Origin of the sequence: Gordonia sp. (in: high G+C Gram-positive bacteria) (genome assembly GCF_052106715.1) — a bacterium.
Classification (GTDB): Bacteria; Actinomycetota; Actinomycetes; order Mycobacteriales; family Mycobacteriaceae; genus Gordonia.
The window spans coordinates 24,950-50,668 of the sequence record NZ_JBQEDL010000007.1 but is presented as its reverse complement, the minus strand read 5'-3'; the positions used below and the strand labels follow the sequence as shown (position 1 = coordinate 50,668).

Annotated in this window: 26 protein-coding genes and 1 pseudogene; 12 read left to right on the top strand and 15 right to left on the bottom strand. The window is 64.6% G+C overall.

Annotated elements, in window-relative coordinates:
• The first annotated feature begins 41 nt into the window (after positions 1-41).
• Complete coding sequence (locus ACTIMF_RS05350) at positions 42-434, top strand: hypothetical protein (protein ID WP_442349237.1); 393 nt, start codon at positions 42-44, stop codon at positions 432-434.
• A gap of 199 nt (positions 435-633) precedes the next feature.
• Entirely contained in the window at positions 634-1,134 is a 501-nt protein-coding gene (locus ACTIMF_RS05345; RefSeq protein WP_442349236.1) for a hypothetical protein, read from the top strand.
• A gap of 111 nt (positions 1,135-1,245) precedes the next feature.
• Here the strand turns inward: ACTIMF_RS05345 and guaA are convergent, their stop codons facing one another.
• From guaA to ACTIMF_RS05325, 4 genes and pseudogenes are all read right to left on the bottom strand, one after another.
• Positions 1,246-2,826: a glutamine-hydrolyzing GMP synthase gene (guaA, locus tag ACTIMF_RS05340; RefSeq protein WP_442349235.1), complete on the bottom strand. Its 1,581-nt coding sequence runs from the start codon at positions 2,824-2,826 to the stop codon at positions 1,246-1,248.
• Positions 2,827-2,883: 57 nt separating this feature from the next.
• Positions 2,884-3,039, bottom strand: coding sequence for a toxin-antitoxin system HicB family antitoxin (locus ACTIMF_RS05335; RefSeq protein WP_442349318.1), 156 nt, complete (start codon positions 3,037-3,039; stop codon positions 2,884-2,886).
• A 542-nt stretch (positions 3,040-3,581) separates the two neighbouring features.
• Positions 3,582-3,917, bottom strand: a complete 336-nt coding sequence (locus ACTIMF_RS05330) for a phospholipase D-like domain-containing protein (protein ID WP_442349317.1) — start codon at positions 3,915-3,917, stop codon at positions 3,582-3,584.
• A pseudogene (locus ACTIMF_RS05325) lies at positions 3,909-4,292 on the bottom strand (transposase); the annotation flags it as partial. The gene ACTIMF_RS05330 and the pseudogene ACTIMF_RS05325, both read right to left, overlap by 9 nt.
• A gap of 123 nt (positions 4,293-4,415) precedes the next feature.
• Here ACTIMF_RS05325 and ACTIMF_RS05320 point away from each other — a divergent pair.
• On the top strand, positions 4,416-6,263 hold the full coding sequence (locus tag ACTIMF_RS05320; RefSeq protein ID WP_442349234.1) for an AAA family ATPase: 1,848 nt from the start codon (positions 4,416-4,418) through the stop codon (positions 6,261-6,263).
• A gap of 194 nt (positions 6,264-6,457) precedes the next feature.
• Here ACTIMF_RS05320 and ACTIMF_RS05315 read toward each other — a convergent pair whose 3' ends face one another.
• A complete protein-coding gene (locus ACTIMF_RS05315; protein ID WP_442349233.1) occupies positions 6,458-6,916 on the bottom strand; it encodes a carboxymuconolactone decarboxylase family protein in 459 nt (152 codons plus the stop codon).
• Between the two features lie 101 nt (positions 6,917-7,017).
• Here ACTIMF_RS05315 and bla (ACTIMF_RS05310) point away from each other — a divergent pair, with 101 nt between their 5' ends.
• On the top strand, positions 7,018-8,118 hold the full coding sequence (bla, locus tag ACTIMF_RS05310) for a class A beta-lactamase (protein ID WP_442349316.1): 1,101 nt from the start codon (positions 7,018-7,020) through the stop codon (positions 8,116-8,118).
• 318 nt (positions 8,119-8,436) lie between these two features.
• On the opposite strand, the gene ACTIMF_RS05305 is transcribed toward bla (ACTIMF_RS05310), so the two are convergent.
• The 7 genes from ACTIMF_RS05305 to ACTIMF_RS05275 all read right to left on the bottom strand — a co-directional run bounded on the left by ACTIMF_RS05305 (position 8,437) and on the right by ACTIMF_RS05275 (position 15,677).
• Complete coding sequence (locus tag ACTIMF_RS05305) at positions 8,437-9,750, bottom strand: LLM class flavin-dependent oxidoreductase (protein WP_442349232.1); 1,314 nt, start codon at positions 9,748-9,750, stop codon at positions 8,437-8,439.
• Positions 9,751-9,781: 31 nt separating this feature from the next.
• A complete protein-coding gene (locus tag ACTIMF_RS05300; RefSeq protein WP_442349231.1) occupies positions 9,782-10,990 on the bottom strand; it encodes an acyl-CoA dehydrogenase family protein in 1,209 nt (402 codons plus the stop codon).
• Positions 10,987-11,898 (bottom strand): haloalkane dehalogenase, encoded by a 912-nt coding sequence (locus tag ACTIMF_RS05295; RefSeq protein WP_442349230.1) that lies wholly within the window; start codon positions 11,896-11,898, stop codon positions 10,987-10,989. The genes ACTIMF_RS05300 and ACTIMF_RS05295 overlap by 4 nt, the downstream gene beginning before the upstream one ends.
• 22 nt (positions 11,899-11,920) lie before the next feature.
• Positions 11,921-13,111: an acyl-CoA dehydrogenase family protein gene (locus ACTIMF_RS05290; protein ID WP_442349229.1), complete on the bottom strand. Its 1,191-nt coding sequence runs from the start codon at positions 13,109-13,111 to the stop codon at positions 11,921-11,923.
• A 279-nt stretch (positions 13,112-13,390) separates the two neighbouring features.
• Positions 13,391-13,927, bottom strand: coding sequence for an AAA family ATPase (locus ACTIMF_RS05285; RefSeq protein WP_442349228.1), 537 nt, complete (start codon positions 13,925-13,927; stop codon positions 13,391-13,393).
• Positions 13,924-14,436: an acetyltransferase gene (locus tag ACTIMF_RS05280; protein WP_442349227.1), complete on the bottom strand. Its 513-nt coding sequence runs from the start codon at positions 14,434-14,436 to the stop codon at positions 13,924-13,926. The genes ACTIMF_RS05285 and ACTIMF_RS05280 overlap by 4 nt, the downstream gene beginning before the upstream one ends.
• A 101-nt stretch (positions 14,437-14,537) precedes the next feature.
• Positions 14,538-15,677 (bottom strand): saccharopine dehydrogenase NADP-binding domain-containing protein, encoded by a 1,140-nt coding sequence (locus tag ACTIMF_RS05275; RefSeq protein WP_442349226.1) that lies wholly within the window; start codon positions 15,675-15,677, stop codon positions 14,538-14,540.
• A gap of 740 nt (positions 15,678-16,417) precedes the next feature.
• On the opposite strand from ACTIMF_RS05275, the gene ACTIMF_RS05270 reads away from it, so the two are divergent.
• Together ACTIMF_RS05270 and bla (ACTIMF_RS05265) are read left to right on the top strand one after the other, a co-directional pair.
• The gene (locus ACTIMF_RS05270) at positions 16,418-16,648 is read left to right on the top strand and encodes a hypothetical protein (protein ID WP_237018026.1); all 231 of its coding nucleotides are present in this window, start codon (positions 16,418-16,420) and stop codon (positions 16,646-16,648) included.
• 189 nt (positions 16,649-16,837) lie between these two features.
• Complete coding sequence (gene bla / locus ACTIMF_RS05265; protein WP_442349225.1) at positions 16,838-17,746, top strand: class A beta-lactamase; 909 nt, start codon at positions 16,838-16,840, stop codon at positions 17,744-17,746.
• 73 nt (positions 17,747-17,819) lie between these two features.
• Here the strand turns inward: bla (ACTIMF_RS05265) and ACTIMF_RS05260 are convergent, their stop codons facing one another.
• Entirely contained in the window at positions 17,820-18,206 is a 387-nt protein-coding gene (locus ACTIMF_RS05260) for a DoxX family protein (RefSeq protein ID WP_442349224.1), read from the bottom strand.
• 81 nt (positions 18,207-18,287) lie between these two features.
• Here ACTIMF_RS05260 and ACTIMF_RS05255 point away from each other — a divergent pair, with 81 nt between their 5' ends.
• Positions 18,288-19,151: a sigma-70 family RNA polymerase sigma factor gene (locus ACTIMF_RS05255; RefSeq protein WP_237018023.1), complete on the top strand. Its 864-nt coding sequence runs from the start codon at positions 18,288-18,290 to the stop codon at positions 19,149-19,151.
• Positions 19,152-19,181: 30 nt separating this feature from the next.
• Here the strand turns inward: ACTIMF_RS05255 and ACTIMF_RS05250 are convergent, their stop codons facing one another.
• Together ACTIMF_RS05250 and ACTIMF_RS05245 are read right to left on the bottom strand one after the other, a co-directional pair.
• The gene (locus tag ACTIMF_RS05250; protein ID WP_442349223.1) at positions 19,182-19,673 is read right to left on the bottom strand and encodes a peptide-methionine (S)-S-oxide reductase; all 492 of its coding nucleotides are present in this window, start codon (positions 19,671-19,673) and stop codon (positions 19,182-19,184) included.
• A 110-nt stretch (positions 19,674-19,783) separates the two neighbouring features.
• Positions 19,784-21,226, bottom strand: a complete 1,443-nt coding sequence (locus ACTIMF_RS05245; RefSeq protein WP_442349222.1) for a serine/threonine-protein kinase — start codon at positions 21,224-21,226, stop codon at positions 19,784-19,786.
• A 339-nt stretch (positions 21,227-21,565) separates the two neighbouring features.
• Here ACTIMF_RS05245 and ACTIMF_RS05240 point away from each other — a divergent pair, with 339 nt between their 5' ends.
• From ACTIMF_RS05240 to epsC, 5 genes are all read left to right on the top strand, one after another.
• Complete coding sequence (locus ACTIMF_RS05240) at positions 21,566-22,177, top strand: biotin transporter BioY (RefSeq protein WP_442349221.1); 612 nt, start codon at positions 21,566-21,568, stop codon at positions 22,175-22,177.
• The gene (locus ACTIMF_RS05235; protein ID WP_442349220.1) at positions 22,170-22,856 is read left to right on the top strand and encodes an energy-coupling factor ABC transporter ATP-binding protein; all 687 of its coding nucleotides are present in this window, start codon (positions 22,170-22,172) and stop codon (positions 22,854-22,856) included. The genes ACTIMF_RS05240 and ACTIMF_RS05235 overlap by 8 nt, the downstream gene beginning before the upstream one ends.
• Complete coding sequence (locus ACTIMF_RS05230; protein ID WP_442349219.1) at positions 22,853-23,449, top strand: energy-coupling factor transporter transmembrane component T family protein; 597 nt, start codon at positions 22,853-22,855, stop codon at positions 23,447-23,449. The genes ACTIMF_RS05235 and ACTIMF_RS05230 overlap by 4 nt, the downstream gene beginning before the upstream one ends.
• 534 nt (positions 23,450-23,983) lie before the next feature.
• Positions 23,984-24,922: a cysteine synthase A gene (gene cysK / locus ACTIMF_RS05225; protein ID WP_442349218.1), complete on the top strand. Its 939-nt coding sequence runs from the start codon at positions 23,984-23,986 to the stop codon at positions 24,920-24,922.
• Positions 24,922-25,500, top strand: a complete 579-nt coding sequence (gene epsC / locus ACTIMF_RS05220; protein WP_442349217.1) for a serine O-acetyltransferase EpsC — start codon at positions 24,922-24,924, stop codon at positions 25,498-25,500. The genes cysK and epsC overlap by 1 nt, the downstream gene beginning before the upstream one ends.
• Positions 25,501-25,719 lie beyond the last annotated feature (219 nt).

Genomic DNA, 25,719 nt, shown 5'->3' with positions numbered 1-25,719 from the left:
CACCCACCCAAAACTGTCACCCCCCAACTGCGCTCCCCATCATGGTGGACGTAGACAAGTGGCGCCTCTGGCAGTTCTTCAATCAGGCAGGCGACCTCGAGTGGATCGGCGTGATGCGCCCGACGGCGCATGCGCGGATCGATCGTCAGAAGGTCTGGACGCTACTCCCCGGCCAGCGTCGTCTGATCGCCAACTGGTTCATCTCGCAGGACCACCAGTTCGAGGAGAGCGAACGACGCTGGGCACACGACTCGATCGACGGTTGGGATTTCCTCGATGCCGCCATCATCGTCCCCGAACCGCCGAAGGTCGACGTCGAGCGACTCTCTCGTCCCGAAGCGGTCCTCACCTTCGACCAGATCGACGACATTCCGCTGCAGAGGCTCATGGGTAAGCGTGAATACGACCGCATTATCAGCGAGCGGGACACGTAGTCGAGCCACTCAGCCGCTCCCCCGTCGGTCGAGCGAAGTCGAGACCCCGTCCACTGATGTGCCAAGTCGTGGAAGGCTTCACGACGGCGCCACTGCGTGTGCTACCGAGCACTCTCCGTGCCGAGATCAGTTCATTCCGCTCCGGTTGAGTCGGTCCGATACTCTTCGGCGGAGCGTGAGCCGCGGCTACAGTGCTGTGATGAAGAGACGCCCGGTCGCCTGTGTCCTCGGAGGGATCTTGCTGCTCACCGGGTGTTCGTCTCAGCGGGCCGTGATAGGTGACCCTGCTTCACTCACCGGAGTCACGATGGTCGCGGGGGATGAGGCGGCCAGTGCTGCGCACCGACTTCAGGTCGCGATTCGCGAGGCGACAAGGGTTATTGAGATCACCGAACGCAACGACGGGAACAACCTGATCGGTCGTCCGAACGGATACACCGCCGCATACGTCATCGAAGACTCGCGCGCCGGGTGTCCGGAGCCTCCTGCCCCGGTTAGCGTCGACTGCGGGGCGATGCTCGAAGAATGGCCTGACGAGGAATCCGCCCGGCGTCGCTCCAACTACATCCAGAAAGTCCGCGAAGACGTACCGATGCTCGTTCAGGAGTACGACACGATCCGCGGGACTCTCTTGCTGCGGGTATCGGGAGAATTGAAGCCCTCAGCCGCCGAGGCATACTCGCGCGTGTTCATGCGGTAGTGGAGTGCATTGCAACTGGACGTGATTCGTTGTCGTCTATCGCCACTCCACAACGCATCATGCCCCGCACTCAAGCGGTGTGAGGCCTGACGATCCAGCTCTACAGAAGTCTCACTCCCACTCAATCGTCCCCGGCGGCTTGCTGGTCACGTCGAGCACGACGCGGTTCACGTCGGGCACCTCATTGGTGATGCGAGTCGAGATGATCTCGAGCGTCTCGTAGGGCACGCGGGTCCAGTCGGCCGTCATCGCGTCTTCGCTCGAGACCGGACGCAGCACGATCGGATGTCCGTAGGTGCGGCCGTCACCCTGCACACCGACACTGCGGACATCGGCTAGGAGAACCACCGGGCACTGCCAGATGGTCCCGTCCAGTCCGGCCGCGGTGAGTTCTTCACGTGCGATCAGGTCGGCCTGGCGAAGCAGATCGAGCCGATCCTTGGTCACTTCACCAACGATGCGAATCGCCAGGCCCGGTCCCGGGAACGGCTGGCGGGCAACCATCTCCTCGGGCAACCCGAGTTCACGTCCGACCGCACGGACCTCGTCCTTGAACAGGAGCCGCAGCGGTTCGACGAGCTTGAACTCGAGATCCTCGGGCAGGCCTCCGACGTTGTGGTGGCTCTTGATGTTGGCGGTGCCGCTGCCGCCGCCGGATTCGACGACGTCCGGGTACAGGGTGCCCTGGACGAGATAGTCGATGGTCTTGCCTTCGGCTGCGCGGTCGCCGAGTGCTTCGGACACGACGTCTTCGAACGACCGGATGAATTCGCGGCCGATGATCTTGCGCTTCTCCTCCGGGTCCGACACTCCCGCGAGGTGCCCGAGGAACGTCTCCTCGGCGTCGACGGTCACCAAACGCGCGCCGGTCGCGGCGACGAAGTCGTTCTGCACCTGTTCGCGCTCGCCCGCCCGGAGTAAACCGTGGTCGACGAACACGCAGGTGAGTCGGTCACCGATCGCGCGCTGCACGAGGGCGCCCGCAACTGCCGAGTCGACACCGCCAGACAGTGCGCAGAGCGCGAGGCCGTCGCCGACCTGCTCGCGCACGTCGTTGATCAACGCTTCGGCGATGTTGGCTGCGGTCCATGTCGGCTTCAGACCGGCGACGTCGTACAGGAAGCGGGTGAGCACTTCCTGGCCGTGCGGGCTGTGCATCACTTCGGGGTGGTACTGGACGCCGGCCATCTGCCGCTCGACGCACTCAAAGGCTGCGACCGGTGCGCCCGGCGTCGACGCGGTCACGTCGAACCCTTCAGGCGGGCTCTGCACGGCGTCGTTGTGGCTCATCCAGACCGGCTGCGTCTCGGGAAGTCCGCGATGGAGCTTACCGTCGCCCGACACAGTCAACGTCGTGCGACCGAACTCGCGTCCGCCGGTATTGGCGACGACGCCGCCGAGCGCGGCAGTCATCTTCTGGAAGCCGTAGCAAATACCGAAGACGGGAATGCCGAGGTCGAAGAACTTCTCGTCGATCGTCGGCGCGCCGTCGGCGTACACCGACGCCGGTCCACCCGACAAGATCAATGCCGCCGGATTCTTCGCAGTGATCTCCTCGAGCGTCGCGTCGTGAGCGACGACCTCCGAGTAGATGCGGGCCTCGCGCACGCGCCGAGCGATGAGCTGGGCGTACTGGGCTCCGAAGTCGACGACGAGGACTGGACGCGGATGGTCGGAGGAAGGGTTCGTCACGGGCGCCAGTCTATCGGTCGCGCAGGAGTGGAAACGACGCCGGTTGATCAGCGTCGATCACACGTCGGGAAGGTCGTTCGCGACCGCGTTCAGCGACCTACCGGTACGTGTGGCTTGTTCCGCGAGCCGACTGTGCACCCGCGGCGCCGTTCGGACGAGGAACTTACCCAAGTACTCGCGTTCTGTTTTTCGACGATTCCGCCACCGACTCAGAATCTACTTCGCTCGAGTTCGACATCCTCGGACGTCACGATTCGCGAACCCCCGGCACTCCGAGGCGACCGACCCAAAGCCCGACTCCCAGTGCGATGTTGTGAATCTTCGCTACTAAAGCCGTCCCTAAGCCCTACCTATAGGAGTTCCCCAAATCGGACAGCCCTAGGTGGACCCGTCTCGCCACGCCTGAACCATCTTGACGAGGCGAGGTGCTGGTTGAGTACGGCCACGGCACGGCGCCGACGTTCGCTGACGAGCTTCGCAAAGCCGGCGAGTGCCTCCCCCGCGACCTCCCGACGGCCATCACGGCCACTGCGCCTACTGATCGGGACTGGTGCACGGGTAGGCGACGCCATTCCTTATCTCAGTACAGAAGTCCATTCGCGCACCGGTCGCCGAGCACTGTCGGTGAATGCCTCGCCTCGCTCAACAGGGCTGGGGCCCTGTAATGTCCCGCATCGTGTTGGGTCACCCGAACGGTCAACACCATGACGCTCCGTGACCCTACGTCAACTCGTAGAGCGTGCCGTGCTTGCTGGTCATGGTCGACTCGATGGACTCAGCCAGGCAGAGTCGCGGATTAGGAGACCGAACTCCACATTGCGGTTCTCCGCGCTGAAGGAGAAGTTCGCGCTAGTGAGCAGAACGACCTCGTGGTCGATCACTATAAATTTGGCGTGGCTGACGACGCGCTTGCCGCCCGGCAGCGCGGCCGACTGAAAGACGTTGGCCTTCGACAGTTGACCCTTGACGTTCGCCGCGTGCCCTTTGTCGCCGTCGACGTAGACGGTGACCACCACGCCGGGCTGCTCGGACGCTTCCTTGAGCACCTTCCATATCTGGGAGGTTCGCTCGAAGTTGTATGTCGCGCACATCTGCATCCACGCGTTCAGGCCGAACGCCAGCGCGATGATCGCGGTCCAGATCTGGTTTTGCGCGAACGAGTGCAGCGGCAGGTTCTGCAGTCCGCAGTCCTTGCTTTGCCGGATGCGGTCCACGCATCGAGCGCGACGGCGGTGCCGCACTTCCAGATCCGCGACTTGCGCGAGCGTGGTGTTGGTCGCGAACGCGGTCAGTCACCACCCGTTCTGGTCGGTGATCCGTAGTTGTGCACCGGGGTGCGGTTTCTCCCGCCGCACGATCACCCGGACCCCGGCGGCCAACCTGTTAGATCGATGCCCCCTGTCAGTTCGGCGACGTCGGCACCCTCGCGACGGGTGCCGTCGCTGTTGTAGGCCCGGGGTCCACGCCTATGTCGGGAGCCGGTCGATGATCGGACTGTCGCAAGAACGATTATCGCTGGTGAGAGTAACTTTCTTCATGCATCGGGCCCGGCGAGTCGAATCCACCAATGGAAGGCCGAGGTTAGCTAGGTGGGGCAGATAGCGCACTCGTCCGGGTGGCCAAGACAGTTCCGCCTCTCGCGATGCCACCAAAGCCTCTCCCGTGAGGGCTTCCAACCCGGCTTCGACACGTCCTTGTCGGCGGCACCTGGTAAACGTATAGCCCTCAGTAGAAAAACACACTGTGGGGGTTTGGTGAGCATCCTAGAACGCCGGAGGGCGAGGACACGCTGGCAGGACGGGGTACGTGCCCTGCACGCAGGCGACAAAGTTCGATCTGGAGACTTGTTCTCTCGTGCTGTTCAGGACGATCCGGGTATGGCCGACGCTTGGCTCGGACTGCACGCTACGACCAACCGCGCGGATGAAGCGTTGACGGCGATGAGTTTGAACATCGGACGATTCGGCGAAGAGCGCCACCGCTCTGGGTACGCGCTCGAGTCGCGGTTCGATGTTGACACGCACATTACGTATTGCCTGCGTACGCACTCACAGTTGGGCTGTGCGGTTGCCGCCAGGCATCTGGACAGACAGGAGTTCACTTCTGCGACCCAGGTGCTCGAGCAGATTCCTGAATCCGATGATCTGACCTGGTATCTCCGCGGTCGCCACGCCTTCCACACCAACAATTCTGATCTTGCGATCCGCGCATTCCGCCTCGCTTCGAGCAATGACAGGTTCCTCAAGGCCGGGTCACGCCTCTACAGCGGCGCATTGCTGATCGAGGCGGGTGTCCTCGGCCCCGCAAAAGCACACCTGGACATTCTCCTGCAGCAGACCTTCGCACCAAGCCTGCACGCCGAGGCGGCGTATTTCCGAGGCCTCGCTGCCCGAGCCGAAGGCGACGAACGCGCAGCCCAAAGGTACTTTGAGTTCGCGTACGTCAGGAATCCGTCACTCGGTGGGCTGAAGGAAGCTATGCAGGCGAACGTCACGCCTGTCGAGGTGTCCCTCAACCGTCCGGATCCCGCAGATACCGACGCGCCTAAGAACAGAAGTCACCCCGTGGACGAACCTCGCGAGACAGTCGACGACGTCCTTGCTGAACTCGACTGTCAGGTGGGTCAAGACGCGATCAAGCAGCAAGCTCGCATGGTTGTCGCGCAGGCGCGCGCGCAGCTCGCACGGCAAGAAGCCAACCTGCCCGCCCAACGATTGACAGGACACTTCGTCTTTTCAGGACCACCTGGAACCGGAAAAACGACGGTGGCTCGGATATTCGCACGTTTGTACAAGGCCCTCGGAATCCTTGATGGAGGCCATGTAGTCGAGGTCGACAGATCTGGACTTATTGGCAAATACCACGGGCACACCGTTGCGCAGACTCAAGCGCAACTCGACAAAGCGATGGGCGGCGTCTTGTTCATCGACGAGGCGTATGCGCTCGCCGGGACCGGATTCACAGACGGTGATCCTTTCGGGGAAGAGGCAATCAACACGCTCCTAAAACGGATGGATGATGACCGTGATCAGATAATCGTGATCGCCGCCGGATATCCCGAACCCATGCAGCGGTTCCTCGAATCCAATCCTGGTCTCCGATCACGTTTCACCACGACAGTCAGCTTTGTGCCGTACTCGTGTGGGGAACTGACGCGGATCGCGGGCGTAATGGCGAGCATGACCGGCAGCAGATTCAGCGCCGACGCCTACGATGCGCTCAAAACCCAGCTCGAACTCATGGAAGTTACAGGTGACTTCAACTCGCCGTCGTTCGGGAATGCACGATTCATCCGTAACGTCGTCGAGGAAGCTAACCGTAGGCGAGACCTGAGGCTGTTTTCCGGAACAGGCGCAACACCGCACGATCGTAATGTACTGGCGACAATTGCCGCAGAAGATGTAGCGTCTGCGTTTGCTGCGACGCCTCGCAGTTGAGAATTGGCACACGGAACACCCCTTCGAAGAACTGCGCCCCTGTCGGGACGTAGTCGAATTTGTCCGCGAGGAAGACGTGGACCCGGAGTCGTCTGCTCCGACGGTTGAGCGGCAACGTACAGATTGAGCGGCTACGCCATTGCTTCTCCCGACGGTGGATCCGTGAATGAGTTTCCCCGCGAGCTACCCATCCCTCACGGCTTCCACGAGCCGCCCGGCTGCCGCGTCGCATGGTTCACGCGGTTGTACAGATTGATGTTCGCGATCGCGACAATCAGCGCGGCGAGCTGCGCTTCGTCGAATTCGTCGGCGGCGCGTTCCCACAGCTCGTCCGACACGGCGTCCGGCTTGTCCGCCAGTCTGGTCAATCCGTCGGTCAGCTCCAGTGCGATACGTTCGGCGTCGGTGAAGTAGGGCATGTCGTGCCATGCGCCGACAGCGAAGAGCTTCTCGTCGCTGACGCCGAGACGACGCGCGATCCGCCAGTGCCCGTCAAGACACGTACTGCACCCGTTGAGCTGGCTGGCGCGCATGTTCACCATCTCGCACAGGTCCTGGGGCAGTCCGGTGTCGGCGACAGCCTTGTGAATCGCCATCAGAGCTTCGTACACGCCGGGCAGCAGCATCAGCGGGTTGGTCATCCGTGCGGTCATGTCAATCTCCTCCTACGGTGTCCCGGCGTGGCGTCGGGTGTCTGGGACGAGGCTGTTGCCCCGTCACACATAAGACGCCGCAGCACGAGAGGATGTGACAGATTCAGACAGAGAATTTCGACAAGGCCCACAAGGCTTGCCACGCGACGAACGGGATACGGCTAGGGAGACCGTCGGGATCCCTTGGCGACAAACGGAACCAGGCCCCGGGGTGGGTACGGTCGAAGCGTGACTCCCCCAACCGGTTACAACAACTCCTCAACAACTACTCCAGGGCGCATTTCGCAGGTCCCTGGCGACCCACAGAGTCGGCAAGCCGCCACGCGCGGTCATCGCGGCGTGGCTCGCCATCCTTCTCGTGCTGCCACTGGCCGGTACAGCCTGCAGCTCCGCGGAGACAGAGACCTCAGCCCTTCGGGAAGACGCCCTACTTCACCTCCCTCGAACAGCGATACAGTGCGCGTGTCGGCGTACGCGCCATCGACACGGCCGACGACTCGACGGTGAGCTACCGATCGATGACGAGATTCGCGTACGCGTCGACGTCGAAGGCACTCCCCAGCGCACTCGTCCTGAAGACGGCGACCGACGCCGAACTCTCTAGAGTCATTCGCTTCTCACCCGACGATCTGCTGTCGTACGCACCCGTGACCTCCCAGCACGTCGGCACCGGAATGACGTTGCACGACCTCGTCGTCGCCGCGGTGCAGTACAGCGACAACACCGCCGCCAACCTCATGACCGCGTTCCTGGGAGGCCCGCGTGCAGTGCAGGACAAGCTGCGCGACATCGGTGACGACACGACGCGCGTCGACCGGATCGAACCGGACCTCAACAGCGCCACCCGCGGTGACGTCCGCGATACGACCACCACTGCCACGATGGCCACGGACCTGAAGGAGTTCGCGCGCGGCTCGCTGCTCGCACGCAAGCGGCGCGACCTCTACAACTCGATCCTCGAAGGCAACACGACCGGAGCCGACTACATCCGCGCAGGCGTCCCGGCGGGATCAGTCGTGGGAGACAAAACCGGGTCCGGAGACTTCGGCACACGAAACGACGTCGCGGTAGTGCGTCCGCCAGGACGCGTTCCGATCGTGCTCGCCGTCTTCACCGATCGTCCCGCCGACCGGTCGGCCAAGAGCGACGACGCGCTCATAACCGACGTGACTAAGCACGTCATGCCGATGCTCGAGGCTTAGACAGCGTTCCGCGGAACGCGGTCTACGAGTACTCGTCAGCTCAGCCGACGATTCAACTCCGCCGACCACTCGGCGCCTTCATACGCGGCTTCTTCGATCCGCCGCCGATACTCGGTCAACCTCTCGATTACCGCATCGTGGACATACGCTTCTGGAGTCTTCTACTCCCGCTCGGCGGACGCCGCAATACGGCGATACTCCTCGGCATCGAACTCAACGGTGAGTGGCGGCATAACCGCTCCCTTCGCAATTGCAGTGACTCCCGACGGTACCGGCGTCGACCACAGCGATCATCCGAATATCTCCGCTGGCCCGAGCTCACGGCCTGTCCAACCCCAGATTCTCCCGAAATGTCGCGCCCTCATATTCGTTCCGGAATACGCCACGCTCGCGGAGTATCGGCACCACGGTCTCCGCGAACACCTCGAAGCCGCCCGGCAGATACGGCGGCATGATGTTGAACCCGTCGGCTGCACCGTGGTCGAACCAGTCGATCATGGTGTCCGCGATCTGCTCCGGTGTACCGGCGACGACGCGGTGCCCACGCGCGCCGGCCAAACGATGTAGCAACTGGCGGAGCGTGGGACGCTCGCGTCGCACGATGTCCGCGTACACCTGCGTGCGCGACTTCTTGTTGTTAGTGACGTCGCCTGCGTCGCCGAACGCTTCTATCGGCACCACGTCGTCAAGATCCAGGTCGTCGAGGTCCACGTATGCGAAGTCTTTGAGTTGGACGAGCCCGAACGCCGGATTCGTCAGCTCATTGAACTCCTGTTCCAGCCGCCGCGCCTCCTCCTCGGTGCTCCCGATGAACGGGCTGAGCCCGGGCAGAATCCTGACGTGATCCGGATTCCGGCCCAGCCTTGCGGCCTTTGACTTGATGTCCCGGTAGAACGCCTGCGCGTCACCGATCTGCTGTTGCGCGGTGAAGATCGCCTCAGCGTGCCGGGCGGCGAAATCGCGACCGTGATCGGACGAGCCGGCCTGCACCAGAACCGGATACCCCTGCGGCGGCCTCGGTGTCGTAAGCGCGCCGGCGACTTTCACGTGCTCACCGTCGACGCAGGGAGGGTGGATTTTCGCCGGATCCACGTACCGTCCGGCGGCGCGATCGAGGACGACGGCGTCGTCGTCCCACGAATCCCACAGCGCCTTGATCGCCCGCAGATACTCCTCGGCGCGCTCGTAGCGGAGGCCTGCGTCCGGGTTACCGGCCAGACCGAAGTTCCGTGCGGCCGCAGGCGAATCGGTCGTGACGATGTTCCACCCCGCTCGCCCACGCGACAGGTGGTCGAGCGTCGCGAACGCCCGCGCCAACTGCCACGGATACGAGTACGTGGTCGACGCCGTGGCGATGAGACCGATGTGCTCGGTGGCGCCGGCGACCGCCGCCAATGTGATCAGCGGATCCAACCGCCCTGCGGCGTTGAACTCGATGTTGTCGTCGAGCTTCGGAATGTCGGCGAGGAAAACGGCGTCGAACGCGGCTGCCTCCGCAGCCCGCGCCAGATCGATGTAGAACCCCGCATCGAACATCCGCTCCGGCATTGACGCCGGATGACGCCAGGCCGCCTCGTGGTGACCCGACGACAGGATGAACAGATTCAGATTGAGTTGCCGACGGTCGGCCATGAAGAGCTTTTCTCTCGGTTGCGCAGTGGGATCAGAAGTACGTGTTGTCCGGCAGCTCGACACCGTTTACCAGCAGTTCTCCGATCGCCCGGTTCTTGAAACGTGTCGGATTGTGCGAGGCGACGGTCCTAATGTTCCGCCAGTGTCGATCCAGGTTGGCCGACCGCTTCACGGCGGACGCTCCCCCGACGTCGAACAACAGGGTTGCGGCACGCAACGCCAACTCGTCGACCACCACCTGTGCCTGCGATGCCCGCAGCGCGGCCTCGTGCACAACAGCGGAGTCGGCGGCCCCATCGACGGCGGAGTCGGAGATCCGACCCAGCACATGGGCGGCTTCGAGAACGATAGACCGGGTCGCATCGGCCAGCGAGACGATCTCGCCGATCACCTCGAGCAGCACCGGATCCTCACGGGGCAGGTCCGCGGAACCGTGAGTGAAGCTGCGTTTGCGGCTGATGATCAATGCGGCCGCGTCATCGGCGACAGCCAACGCGTTACCGGCGACGACGGCGTTCAGATAGTGCTGATAGAGCGGTCCCACATGCCACCGGCCGAGCGTGCTCAGATCCTCAGGCGGCAACGCGACCTCGTCTGTCTCGACGAAGACACCGTCAAATCGGGTGGTTCCGGTACCGGTCAGCGTCTGGCCGAAGCCGTCCCAGTCGTCTTCGACGGTGAGACCGTCGCGGTCGAGGGTGATCAACGCCTGTACGGGCACTCCATCCGCGGTGACACCAGTAACGAAGGTGTGCTCGGCGTACAGCGTGCCCGTCGAGTAGTACTTGACGCCGTCGACGCGGTAGCCGCCGTCTACCGGAGTGAACGTCGTCGACTTCGCGAAGTCACCGGCGTGTTTGGCGCCGAGTTCGTTGTTGCCGTTGCCGATCAACTCGCCTGCCGCGACACGTTCGATCCATCGCCGACGGCGCGCGCTGTCCGGCCAGAGAAGGATGTCTTCGACGGTTCCGAAGTGAGCACGTAGCAGGTGGCCGAGGTTCGAGTCGGCGCGGCTGAGCCGGATCACCAGGTCGATGAGCTCGCGGAGCGACGCTCCCCCGCCGCCGTCCTCGACGGGCAATCGGTAGGCGCCGACGCGCGCGGCTTTGAGCCACGCGACCTGCTCGTGGGGAGCGGTGTCGGTGCGTTCCCGCTCGAACGTGCCCTCGGCGATCCGATCGATGAGCGCATCCAACTCGGGTGAACCCGGACGGACGGCGTGGCTGAGAGTCGTGGTCACTGGTCCTCACCTGCCCGCGCGAGCAGGTCGAGCACACCGGCGGCGATCGCCTTCGGCTGATCCTCCTGTACGAAATGCACCCCGGCGCCGCCGTCTCGGACCTCCAGCGCAGCGACATTATCCTTCGCCCACTGCAGAATGCCGGGGGTGACGAGGAACCCGGGCTCGAAGGTCAGAAGAAGCTTCGGGACGTCGTTACTGGTGGTAAGCCACTCCACGTTGGCTTCGAGGAAGTCCACCGACGACGCGGGAACGCCGTCGATCGGCAGATTGCGTGGGAACTTGATCAGATGGCCGCGACCCTCCGCCGTCGGGAACGGCGCGAGGTATACGGCCAGCGATTCCTCCGACGGTGGGTTCAAGAATGCGCCGGGCAGCACCTGGGTGAGGAACAGGTTGTCCTCGACGACGAACTTCTCGCCATCGCCCGGGGTACGTATCAGCTGCTGAGCCTGCACAAACGGCTCCGGGAGATCCGCGGACTCGATGTCGCGAATCACCGGCTCCGCGAGGAGGACGGCCTTCACGCGGTCGGGATGCCGCGAGGCCCAGGCGACGCCGAACGCGGCACCGTAATCCTGGACCACCAGCGTGACGTTTCGCAGATCGAGCGCGTCGAACCACGCTTCGAGATAGCGGAGGTGGTCGTCGAGTTCGTACGCGATATCGGGACGTCCCGAGTCACCGAACCCGATGAGGTCCGGAGCGAGGAGCCGACCGCGGCCGGTGAGCTCGGCGAACACATGCCGCCAGAGGTACGAGCTGGTGGGGCTGCCGTGCAGAAAGACGATCGGATCGCCGTCGCCCGATTCGACATGATGAATGTGGGAGTCGAGCACTGCGGTGTCCACGTGGCGGGCACCATCACCGAACTCGTCGAGTGGGATGGTACGGATCGCTTCGGTCATGGGAGGTTCCTTTGCGGGTCGGTCAGAAGTAGGTGTTGTCGGGGAGCTCGGCGTCGTTGATGACGTGGTCACCGATCACCTGAGCTTTGAGTCGGGTCGGGTTGTGCGACGCCAAGGTCCGAATGTTGCGCCAGTGCCGATCCAGGTTGGCGCTGCTGCGGGTAGCCGACGCGCCGCCGACGTCGAACAGCGCGGTCGCAGCGTCCAACGCGAGCCGGTCGACGACGACCTTTGCCTCGGCCGCCCGCAGTCCCGCCCGCTCGCCGACGCCGCTGTCGAAACGTCCGGCGGTCAGCTCCGCGTCGGCCTCGTCGAGATACGCGGCGACGTCGAGCACGATCGACCGCGCGGCGTACGCCTTGGACGCGATGTCGCCGACCTGCGCGAGCAGCACCGGTTCGTTGCGCGGCAGTTCGGCGGTGCCGTGCGTGATGTTGCGGGTCCGCGCCTGGAGCACCGCGACGGCGTCGTCGCGAGCTGCTTCGAGGTTCCCGACGATCACGGCGGTCAGATACAGCTGCAAGAATGCGCCGAGAGCGAGGCGGGGAGGCGGCTCGGTTCCAGCGACGCCCACCTCTGCCGCGAGTGCCGGCGTGTTCTCGAAGTGTGTCGTGCCGCTGCCGCTCGCCTGTTGGCCGAAGCCGTCCCAGTCGTCGACGACGGTGATCCCGTCGCGGTCGAGTGGTACGACGGCGCTCGCGGGCAGACCGTCCGGGGTCACTCCCCACACCCACACACGGTCGGCGTAGAGGGTGCCCGTCGAATAGAACTTGGTGCCGGTGATCCGCCAGTCGTCGCCGTCCGGAGTGAATGTGGTCGACAGTCCGGCGAAGTCACCCGAATGTGCTCCGGCGGGTTCGGTGATCGCGTTGCCGACGATCTCGCCTCGGGCGAGCACCGCGAACGCCGCTCGTGCCGCGTCCTCGGGAACGAAGCGGAGTTGCTCGCCATATCCGAAGTGCGCGCGCAGCGCTTGTGCGAGGTTCGAGTCGGCGCGAGCGAGCTCGATCAGGTTCTCGAAGAACTCTCGGAGCGTGGCTCCGTGACCGCCGTGCTCGACGGGGACACGCAATCCGAGGATGCCGGATGCTTTGATCTGGTCGACGAGGTCGTGGGGGCGTTCGGCGGAACGCTCGCGTTCGGCGGCGCCGTCCCGCAGGGCGTCGAACAGTGCAGTGAAGCCCTGGGCGGGCGCGGATTGAGTCGTTGTCACGCCAGCAAACGTAATAGCGTCACACGCCGCACGACTGGTTCCGACCTCAGCGCGGACATCACCCCTTGCGTCTACGAGAGCGGAGAGCTATAGACCGTCCGTCGACCTGATTGCAGAGTCGTTACCAGCAGATACGACGTGCCGGCTCGTTCGAGGATCGCCGCTAATCGGCGCCGTGACGGAGGTCGAGACGGGCCAGAATCAGCCGGGTTTCAATGCGTCGCCGACCTGCCGGAGTCCATCGCACGCCTTAACGTCGTGCACGATGCGAGTACCGGATTAGCACTGGATTCGGAAGTCGCCGGAGATGAGGCATTCTGAAACGCGTCGGAGAGTCTGCGGTGCATCGTGGAGCGATGTGTCGAGGACGTGTGCCTCGTACTCGCCGAGATCGGCGAACTGGTCCCACATCGCGATGACTGGGTCTCGGTCAGTGAGTGCGTCGTGCGCCGTTCTTTCCTGCGCACGCGCGAGTGTGGTCTCGCGGTCGGGGCGAAGGATCACGTAGTGGACGTCGACGTCGGACGAGTGGCCGCGGAAGTGATCGAGCATCCACGGTCCGACGATCCCGTCCACGATCGTCGTGTAGCCGCCTGCGGCGTACGTGAAAGCAGCACCCGCGATCACGTCGAGGACGGTGTCGTTCTGTGTCGCCGATTCGGGTTGATACGGCGGGATCGCACCGGCGACGATGTAGTGCCAGAAGTCGTCCGTGTGCAGGTGGACGCCGAGGTCGTACACGCGCGCCAGCGGGGCCGCGACGGTGCTCTTTCCCGCTCCCGGCGGTCCGGTCAGAATGACAACGGATCCGGTCATCGACCATCGCTCCCCTCGGCCTCGGCGGGACGGGACGGCGCGGAGGTCGAGGCGCCGTCTGTGTCCCGGACCATGTGCAGGAGCGGGTACGGGCGTCCGGCGTCGTCGTATGGGCTGCGCGCCGATACGGTGAAACCGCGGCTTTCGTAAAACGCGACGGCCGACGGATTCTGCTCGTTCACGTCCACCTGCGTCACACCGTGGTGCGTGATCGCATGCGCGACGAGACTGCTACCCACGCCCCGTCCACGAGCGGCATCGGTCACGAACAGCATCTCGATTCTGCGATCGAGCAGGCCGGAGAATCCGACCGGAGAACCACCCGCCTCGGCCACATAGATCTCTACCTGTGGGAAATAGTCTGTCGCGAGGAGCGCCATGATCTCGTCACGATCGGTGTCTGCAAGGAAGTCGTGCGTCGCATCGACGGCGCTCCGCCAGATCTGTTGAAGAAGCGGATACTCGACGGGGCCGCGTGTACGACGGATGCGGACCTCGGACTCGCCCATGCCTGCTCTCCTCACCGATCGCAACCGGGAACCAACCCTTCCGAGCGGCGTACGCATTGTCAATCGAGTTTCGGGAGTCCGGGGGCCGGCGTCGACTCCGTTTACACCTTCCGGAAGCCCACGACGTCACTGAGCCGCACCAGTTCTTCCGCCCCGAGCGCCGCCAGCGGACCACGCACTCCCGGGGCGTCTCCAGTCCCGCCCGCGACCATCTGCGCGGCCCCACTCAACAGGCCGGCGGTCATCGCGTACGGTTCCGGCCCGTCCATCACGAGCTCCGCCGACACACCACCATCGGCATCGAGCGCCCTGCCGACGACGACGGTCCGCGCCGGCTGACTCGGGAAACGTTCCTTGAACGGCATGCGCTCGGCGGCCGCGGCGACTACGCGCTGCGAGATGCCACTGGTCAGCAACGGGCCGCCGAGCCGGGTCGCATAGTGCACGGGTGCCACGGCCGGCCCGAACCAGCCGAGTCCGACGTCCACGCTGCGAATATTCGGCAGCACCTCAGGCAGACCGAAGTGTTCGGATCCGCCGATCGACAGACCGTTGAGACGATGCCCGTCGACGGCGAATCGCAGCAAGCTCATGCCCGAACGCTGTCTCTCGAGACCGAACCTGTCGTCCGACCGGCCGCGGAAAGCGAACGCGGTCTCGGCCAAGACTTTGAACGCCGACTCCCGTGTCCCCGGAGTCGTCACGTCGGGCAAGTTGCGCAACTTCAGCGGCCGGTACGCGCCACGACTCCCCTGCATCAAGAAGTAGCCGACCTCCACGCCCACCGCGTCCGCCCCTGCGTCCTGCGCGACAAGCCAGCCCGCGACATTGCCCGGCACATAGTCGTAACCGAAGGCGGGCACGAGCAGCGCTCCGGTCTCGCGTGCGCGGGCGTCCAACTCCCGGAACATCCACTCGATGAACGGCGGCTCCCCCGTCGAATCGAAGTAGACGGCGCCGACCCGAGCGACGCTGCGTGCAACCTCCTTGCCCAGATCACCGAACGGACCCACCGTCGAGATCACGACATCGTCGCCCGTCAGCAAAGAATCGAGCGCGCCGGGCGCCGCCGTGTCCGCTTCGACGATTCGACACCCGATACCTGACACGTCCGCCTGAGCCTGCAGCCGCTCACGACTACGCCCGACCAGCACGACGTCGAGACCGTCGTCCGCCGCGAGTTCGTTCAGGACGCGCGACCCGGTGTAGCCGGTCGCACCGAGCAGAATGATCCGACGCATCGTGCGTTCTCCCAACAGGTGAATCTGTGACTGAAAGTAACGTACACGGACCGCACTCGGCGGAGCCTCTCACGCGAGATCGCTCTTCAAAGCCGACGACCGGCCTGCACGCGCAGTACCTCTTCGGGTTGCCGGAGCCCTGGTCGAAGACCCGAAGACACGGTCTCGACAGACAGTCGGGAACCGATCACCATTTCATCCGTACAGCGGACAAATGCAGAGCGCTGACCTGCATATTCTCGTTCACCGACTCCTTCAGCACCCCCCATCAGGCACCTGCCGACACCGGTTCCTGTCACCCCTCGGGCATAGATTCCGGCTACACAGACAAATCGGAATCGAGGCTCGAAATGAATCCCCTACAGCCAGGCGAGCCGACTCGCCTGAACGCCACAGGGCCGTTGGCGCACGCCACGCCTGAGTCCTTTGCAGCGTCCACGCCCGCGGGCGACCCGAACCCGACGTTCCAGACCGTCGGACAGCCCGCAACACGAAAGTCACGGCGAACGATCGTCCTGGGCGCGTTCGTGGCACTTCTTCTTGCTGTCGGCTGCGGAGCCATCGGGTTCGCCTGGGGGTCGCACAGTGGCGACGCGCCTACCGTGGCGAAAGCGGCTGCCGTCGACACAACCACGGAGACAACGGAGACAACATCCGAAGCGACCCCGTTGACCCCTGCAGACTTTTCGTTGTCAGTACTGACGGAAGAGCAGAAATGTTTCGGGTCGGCCGGGTGTCTGGTGACGATCTCCCTCACGCCGACGTTCAACGGTTTCACGTCGACTCTCGAAGGCCGCTCGTTCAAGGTCCTATACGAGATTCAAGGAGGCGAGGAACCCATCCTCGACCGCTTCACAATGACAGGCACACGAGTATCGATCGACGAAACCCTGTCTGTCGAGACCGCATCCAGCGAGGCCGTCATCACGGCCGAAGTCACCCAGGTCATCGAGACCACCTACGACGGATGAGTGGGGCTCACGCGCCCGTCTCGGCGGGCCGTGACCGGACCCCCGCGACGACGCGTGCGGACGAATTGGCGGCTGTGGCGGTTCAGCCGGTGCCGCGAGGCGAAAGCCGTTGCACAGCTTGGCATGCACCATTTGGTGGCGCTCCTGCCACTCATGGGTACGGTCGAGATGCAACCAGTTAGGAGACCGATGAGCCGCAAGAACGACAAGCCGTCCTACGCCATGATCGCGACATGGCTTGCCGTCGCGCTTCTGCTGCCATTGGTCGCGACCGCGTGCGGATCCACGACGGAGTCAGCGCCGTCCACACTCCGGGACGACGCCTACTTCGCCTCCCTGGAGCAGCGGTACGGGGCCCGCATCGGCGTGCACGCCATCGACACCGGCGACGACACGACGCTGAGCTACCGATCCTCGACACGGTTCGCGTACGCATCGACGTCGAAAGCGCTCACCAGTGCGCTCGTTTTGCAGACAGCGAGCGACGCCGACCTCTCGAAGATTGTCCGCTACTCCCCCGACGACCTGTTGTCGTACGCGCCGGTCACCTCACAACACGTGGATACGGGGATGACGTTGCACGACATCATCGTCGCCGCGGTGCAGTACAGCGATAACACTGCCGCCAACCTCCTGACGTCATTCCTGGGTGGGCCCGCGGCCGTCCAGGCGAAACTCCGCGAGATCGGTGACGACACGACTCGCGTCGACCGAATCGAACCGGACCTCAACAGCGCGATCCGCGGCGATGCACGCGATACGACGACGGCGGCCGCGATGGCCACGGACCTGAAGACATTCGCACTCGGATCCCTTCTCCCCGAGCCGCGACGCGACCTGTACAACAGGATCCTCGAAGGAAACACCACCGGCGCCGACTACATCCGAGCAGGCGTACCCGAGGGATCCGTCGTGGGAGACAAGACCGGGTCCGGAGACTTCGGCACCCGGAACGACGTCGCGGTGGTGCGGCCTCCGGGACGGGCACCGATCGTGCTCGCCATCTTCACCGACCGACCCGGCGATCAATCCGCCCAGAGCGACGACTCGCTCATCGCCGACGTGACGAGGCACGTCATGCCGATGATCGAGGCGTAGACCGCGTTCCGCGGAACGCGGTCTACGCCCACTCGGCGATACCTGATGCGGTCACCGCCCTCGTTCGAACCGTTCATGATCCGAACGGCTCCAACGCGAACCGGCCCCACGCGAGAAATGCGAAGGCCAGCAGGTACGCGGTGTCGCCGGCCATGAGCGCCCACTCCTGGCGACGGAACCTCGTCGTCGCGGCTCCCGCCATCACCAGCATGAGCCCGCACGCCGCGATCGGCGACAACTCCGGGACGATGCCGACGAGTGGCGGAAGGATCAGCCCCACCACGCCGACCAGCTTGATCGTGCCGATTGCCTTCACCTGACCCGCGCTGAAGTCGTCTACCCAATGCTGGCTCGCAGCGGCAGCACGGTACTTCTCCTTGGGCAACATGATCTGGCTGGCCCCGCCGATCGCGTAGGCGACGGCGAGCACTCCCGCGATGATCCACAAAGCGATATTCATGATCGTGTCCTTCCCTCGTTGCGTTTGCCCGCTCGGGCTCGTCAGAGTGGTGACGGATCACAACGACAGAAGGTAACGACCATGCATCCAGACGACCTGTCGACTGCGTTCGAAGAACACCGCTCCCACATGCTGGCGGTCGCGATCCGCGTGCTCGGCTCACGCGCGGACGCCGAAGACGCCGTCCAGGAGGCGTGGCTGCGGTTGGAGCGGCAAGACACTGACCGCATCGACAACCTGGGAGGGTGGCTGACCCGTGTCGTCGGACGCATCTGCATCGACATGCTGCGTAAGCGCACCACCCGAGCCGAGTCGGATCTTGATGACGCCGATCGTGACCCGGTGGTGACCGACGACGTCGACGGTCCCGAGGACACTGCTGTCGCTGCCGAGTCTGTCGGGCTCGCGCTACTCGTCGTCCTGGAGTCCCTGCGCCCTGAAGAGCGTCTCGCCTTTGTCCTCCACGACGTATTCGCCGTGCCGTTCGCCGAGATCGGGCCGATCGCCGGATGCACGCCAGATGCGGCCAAGATGATGGCCAGTCGAGCTAGACGGAAAGTGCAAGGGCGTCCGCAGCCGACAGAAGAGGTACGGCAGGGCCGTGCCGTGGTCGACGCCTTCCTCAAAGCTGCACGCGACGGCGACTTCGACGCCCTGCTCCACGTCCTCGACCCTCAAGTGAGTTGGCACCGCCACACCGCCCACGGCGACACCGTGACCGTCGGAGCGAACGAAGTGCTCGAGACGGTGAGACGCGGCGATCCGGGACGCGTTGAGGCGCGCCGGGTCAGCGTGAATGGCAAACCCGGAATCCTCGCGTGGGGCCGGTCCGGACGGCCGATATCTCTCATGTCCTGCACGGTCGTCGATGGGCGGATCACCGATATCGATTCCATCATCGATCCCGCACGATTGGCCGCGATGGACCTGCCGGCGCGCGGCTGACGATCGCACACCTCGTTATCGCGGCCCGGGTCAGTCCGCGTACTTGGTCAACAGTTCCGTGGGTAGGTGACAAGAGTCGTCGGGGAAACGCGCGAGCCGATCCTGATGCTCCTGCGCACTCCGCACGTAATTGGCGAGCTCGAGCACCTCCACCGCTATCCGCTCGGCGTCGTCGCGCGCCGCGATGAACGCTCGAGCCTGGTCGAGGTGAGACGGACTGTCGGAGTACACACCGGTGCGATACTTCTGACCGACGTCCGGCCCCTGCCGGTTCACGCTGTACGGGTCGATGATCTCGAAGAAGTACGCCATCAACTGTGCGACGCTCACCACCGCCGGGTCGAAGCGCGTTCGCACACACTCGGCATAACCGTCGTAGGGGCCGTCGATGGATGGGCTGGCGCCGTTGGCTCGCCCCGCCTCCGTGAAGATCACTCCGGGCAGCGTCGCGATGAACGCCTGGACGCCCCAGAGACAGCCGCCGGCGAAATAGATCTCCTCGCTGCTGTCCGCTACGCCCATAGGGTGATGGTATCGGGGCACGTTAGACGAGGCGCGACGACGCTCGACCAACACATGCCGCTCAGCGAGCGTCGTCGAGCGTCAGGCGGTCAGGCTTGTCAATGAGAGTGTCAAGGCTGCCACGAGTAACCACCGGACGAATCCGCAATACAGGTGGCGAGCTGATCGGATGCCGTTACCTGACCACGCGCTCCCGGCTCGGTGCAGGTCGTGCCCAGCTGCACTGCGGGCCGACTCTGGTGGGTTCTGTCGCGCCATGCGCCGTCCATCCCGCTGCACCCCAGCGTCCCGTCAGGAGACACGTCGCCGAATTCCGCAGGACTGCAAGGCATTCCCTCATATGGCGCTCGCACAACTGTCGTGGTCGGCACCGTCTCGTCCGGCGTCCACGTCGTGTCCGGAGCGACGACCTCCTCCGTCGTGGGTCCCGCAGTCACCGTGGTCGTTGGCGGCGGTGTCAATGGTGCCACCGGAGTCGTACTCGTCGAGTGCGTCGTGATCGCGGCCGTTTCGAGTCCGCTGTCGCTACTCCGGGCGATGTACACGCCGAGTACTGCTGCACCGGCGAGGAGGACCGTGGCCGCCGCGGCGATCGCGAACGCCAGAGCCATACCGGATTTCGGCGACGGGCGGACGACTCCCCCACTGAAAGTGGCCTGGACACCGGGTAGTGAGGACATTGGTGTGTGCGACGACGCCGCGGTCATCGTGTGCGCGAACGCCGGATCTCCGCCGTCGCCCAGCGCAATGCTCAACGCGTCGACGAACGCTCCGCAGGAGGCGTACCGATCGTCCGGGCTCTTGGTCAACACCTTCGCGAAGACAGCGTCAACTGTCGGCGGAACGCCCGGTACGAGGTCACTGGCGCACGGTAGATCCTGGTCGAGGTGCGCCGACAGGACCGACGTAACCGAGTCTCCAGGGTGCGGCGGCCGTCCGGTCAGGAGATGGAATGCCGTACAGCCGAGCGAGTAAATGTCGGCACGGTTGTCGAGTTGTCGTCCCTCGATCGTCTCGGGCGACATGTACTGCACGGTGTCGACAGTCAATTCCGACGCCGCCTCCGCTACGGCCTTCGCGACACCGAAGTCGGCCAGCTTCACCGACTCGATCCGGCCGTCGTCGAGACCGACCAAGATGTTGGCAGGTTTCACGTCGCGGTGCGTCACCTGGCGTTTGCGCCACGCGTGATCGAGGGCTGTACCTGCACCACTGACAAGCGTCCGGACCAGGTCGCGATCGAGCGGGCCGTGTTCGGCAACAAGCCGGCCGGCATCGGTGCCGTCGACGTACTCCATCGAGATCCACAGTCGGCCGTCGAACTCGCCTCGATCGTGCAGCGTGACGATGTTCGGATGGCTGAGTTGCGCGAGCACGTCAGCTTCGCGGCGGAATCGCTCGGCGAAGTCGCCACTTCTCGACACCCCTGCGTCGAGAAGCTTCAGCGCGTCGTGCCGCAGCAGACGTGGGTGCTCTGCGAGGAACACCTGCCCCAGCCCGCCAGTGCCAATGGGACGAATGACGCGATAACCGGCGATTTCTGTGAACTCCACCGGAGGAGTATGCCTGGTGGGATTGTCGGAGGCGCGTGAACGATTCAGGATCGTGTGAACGTATGAACCTCTCGACTCCGCTCGAGGAGCGTGGAGGCTCGACGAGTGCGTGGAGGCTCGACGAGTGTGTGGAGGCTCGAGGAGCGTGGAGGCTCGACGAGTGCGTGGAGGTCGCTCGAGTGCGTGGAGATCGCTCGAGTGCGTGGAGGTCACTCGAGTGCGTGGAGGTCACTCGAGAGCGGGGAGATCGCTCGAGGGAGCGGGGTCGAGACAGCGAACGCCTGTACGTCGTACAGGGGCACTGGACAGGCGGTTGTCCGCACGAAATACGATGACCAGGTGACCAACATCGCCAACGGCACCGCGCCCGCTGCTCGCCCCTGGGCGCTTTCGCTCGCCGACCTCGTGCAGGCGGCCGTGTTCGCTGCGCTCATCGCGGTGCTCGGACTGACGCCCGCCATCAACCTGTCCGCGGGCGTCCCCATCACGCTGCAGAGCTTGGGCGTCATGTTGGCGGGCGCGGTCCTCGGCCCGAAGAAGGGCACGCTGGCCGTCGTCATCTTCATGGTGTTGGCGATCGCCGGCCTGCCGATCCTGTCGGGCGGACGCACCGGCCTCGTGTCCCTGAGCGCACCGACCGCCGGATTCTTCGTCGGCTTCCTCCCCGCCGTCATCGTGATCGGCGTGCTCACCGCGATGATGATGCCCAAGTACAACATCGCGCTCGGCATCGTCGTCAACCTCATCGGTGGTATGGCCGTGCTCTACGCGTGCGGCACCATCGGCCTGATGATCAAGGCCGACATGTCGCTCGGCGCCGCCCTCGCCACCAACGGACCGTTCGTCGCGGGCGACATCGCCAAGGCCGTCGTCGCCGCACTCATCGCGGCTCCTGTGCACCGTGGACGGCCCGGACTCATCGACCCTCTCGGCCGTCGCCGACATGCGTGAGACGTCGATCGTCTTCGACGACGTCGCCCATAGCTTCGGCGACCGCGCTGTGCTGCACGGCATCTCGCTGGACCTGACCCAACGACGCATCGGGGTCGTCGGAGCCAACGGATCGGGAAAGTCGACGTTGGCCCGCATGATCAACGGGCTGATCCTCCCCGATCACGGGACCGTCACCGTCAACGGGCTCGACGTCCGCAAGAGCAAGCGCGCCGTGCGACGTGACGTCGGCTTCATCTTCAGCGACCCCGACCGGCAGATCATCATGCCGACCGTCGCCGAAGACATCGAGCTGTCGCTGTCCCGGACGATCAAAGACAAGGTCGAGCGAAAGAGTCGGGCGCTGTCGGTGCTGTCGGAGTTCGGGCTCGACGGTCACGCCGACCAGCCGGCACATCAGTTGTCCGGCGGGCAGAAACAGTTGCTCGCGTTGGCGTCGGTGATGGTGCTCGGACCGTCGATCCTGGTAGCCGACGAACCCACGACCATGCTGGATCTTCGCAACTCGTTGATGCTGCGGCGGGTGTTCGCGGAGTTGGACGAGCAGTTGGTCGTGCTGTCGCACGACCTGGATTTCCTGAACGACTTCGACCGTGTCCTCGTGATGGACGACGGGCGGGTCGTCGCTGACGACGAACCGGGCGCAGCGTTGGGGTTCTATCGGCGGGCGATGGCGTGATCGGCGTCTACGTCCCCGGACACTCACTCCTTCACCGACTACCTGCCGGACTCAAGTTCGTGGTGCTGGCGGCGTCGATCATCACGATGACATTCGTGGTGCGGACGCCGATGGCAGCGGGAATCGCGGTCGGGGCATCGGTCGTCGCATTCGTAGTCGCATGGGTTCCGGCCAAGCTGGTGTGGGCGCAGATCCGGGGCGTCGTATGGATCCTGACCGCATTGTTCGTCCTGCAATGGATCCTGTCCGACTGGCGCAACGCCGTCGTCGTCTGCTCCATCCTGTTGGCATCCGTGTGCCTGGCCGCCGTCGTCACATTGACCACCCGCACCTCCGACATGCTGTCGGCGCTCAACACAGCACTCTCGCCGTTGGCCCGCGTCGGTGTCCGCACCGACCTCATCGCCATGACCTTCGCGCTGACCATCCGAAGCATCCCGCTCATCGCCGAAGTCTTCACCCAAGTCGATGAAGCTCGCCGCGCACGAGGACTACGGCCTGGACCGCGCGTGCTGTTCGCGCCCGCGATCCTCGCGACGCTCGACACCGCAGACGGCTTCGCTGAGACGTTGGCGGCGCGCGGGCTGGACTGAGGGGCTCGGTTAGTCGCTGGTGGTAGCGGGCGGGAATAGTGCGCGTTCGCTTCTCGTTGAGCGGGGCGGCGGGGGTCTCGACTTCGCTCGACCAGCGGAGAGAAGGGTCGACCAGCGGAGGGAAGGGTCTCGACTTCGCTCGACCGGCGGCGGGAAGGGTCGACCAGCGGAGAGAAGGGTCTCGACTTCGCTCGACCAGCGGAGAGAAGGGTCGACCAGCGGAGAGAAGGGTCTCGACTTCGCTCGACCGGCAGGGGGCGGATGGGATTAAGATAGACAGCGGCTGTTTCATCAGCCGACGGACCGAAGATGTAGAGGAGGACGTGGTGGACAACAGCCGTCACCTGTCCCTCGCTCTGTTCGCACACACGGTTCACCTGCTCACCGATCACTGTCGATAGAGCGCCCGGCCGCAACGGTGCCGCGTCGACTCGTCGACACGGCACGCCCGGCGCTCATGAGCCCTCACCTCACACTCTCGCGAGAATCGTCTCGCGGCCTCTTCATCACATCCCACGCAACATAGGAGTTCCCATGTCTGCCAACGTCTTCGACGATGCAACCGCACTCATCGGCCGGACCCCGCTGGTCCGCCTCAACCGAATCACCGACGGCGCGGAAGCCACCGTCCTCGCCAAGCTCGAGTATTACAACCCCACCAACTCGGTGAAGGACCGCATCGGAGTCGCCATCATCGACGCCGCCGAAACCTCCGGTGACCTGCCCGCAGGGGGCACCATCGTCGAGGCAACCAGCGGCAACACCGGAATCGCCCTCGCGATGGTCGGTGCGGCCCGCGGCTACAACGTCGTCCTGACGATGCCCGAGTCGATGTCGAAAGAACGTCGCGCACTGCTCCGCGCATTCGGCGCCGAGCTCATCCTCACCGCCCCCGCCGACGGCATGGCCGGCGCAGTGAAGGCCGCCGAGCAGGTGGCCTCCGAGCGCCCCGGCGCCGTCCTGGCCCGCCAGTTCGCGAACCCGGCTAACGCGGAGATCCACCGCAAGACCACCGCCGAAGAGATCTGGAACGACACCGACGGCAACGTCGACGCCGTCGTTTCCGGCATCGGCACCGGTGGCACCATCACCGGCATCGGACAGGTCCTCAAGGAGCGCAAGCCCGAGGTGAAGATCTTCGCCGTCGAGCCCGAAGAGTCGGCCATCCTCAACGGCGGCAAGCCGGGCCCGCACAAGATCCAGGGCCTCGGCGCCAACTTCGTCCCCGACGTGCTCGACCGCGACGTATACGACGAGGTCATCGACATCAACATCGACGAGTCGCTCAAGTGGGCGCGCCGCGCAGCCACCGAAGAAGGCCTGCTCGTCGGCATCTCGTCCGGTGCAGCGCTCTCGGCCGCCGTCCAGGTGGCCAAGCGCCCCGAGTTCGCGGGCAAGACCGTCGTCGTCGTACTCCCGGACTTCGGCGAGCGCTACCTGTCCACCGCACTCTTCGAAGGCCTGGTCGACTGATGTCCTCGCTGTCCCGACTCCTGAGCGACCTGCGTGAAGATCTGCTGGTCGCTCAGGAGCGGGATCCTGCGGCGCGGTCCCTTCTCGAGATCGCGCTCGCCTACCCCGGTGTTCACGCCCTCTGGGTGCACCGGGTGTCGCATCGCTTGTGGGCGGCCGGCGGCGTTCTCCGCCTGCCCGCCCGACTGCTGTCACAGTTCTCGAGGTTCCTCACTGGCGTCGAGATCCACCCCGGTGCGGAGATCGGCCGACGCATGTTCATCGACCACGGGATGGGCGTCGTCATCGGCGAGACCACGGTGATCGGCGAAGACGTCGTCATGTTCCACGGCTCCACCCTCGGCGGAGTCAGCATGAGCAAGGGCAAACGCCACCCCACCGTCGGCGACCGCGTCCTCATCGGCGCAGGCGCGAAGGTCCTCGGACCGATCGTTCTCGGCGACGACGCGAAAGTCGGCGCCAATGCTGTCGTCGTCCGCGACGTCGAACCGGGACACGTGGCCGTCGGACTCGCCGCGACATCCAAACCCGGAGCGTCGACGATGGACCCGTACGCGGATCCCGCTTTGTACATCTGACACGCACTACGAGCAGTCGCCTACCAGTCACCGTCGTTCATACAACGAGAGTTAACACGACCGTCGTACCCCGAAATCGGTTGATAGCCCGACGGACGCGGTACTGAAACACAACAGCCATAGTGTTTGTCTTGTCCCGAAAAGGACAGCAGCAGAACGCAATTCGGTGTTCGCATGCTTTTGACGAGAGGAATGCATATGGGATTGGTCGCTGGACTT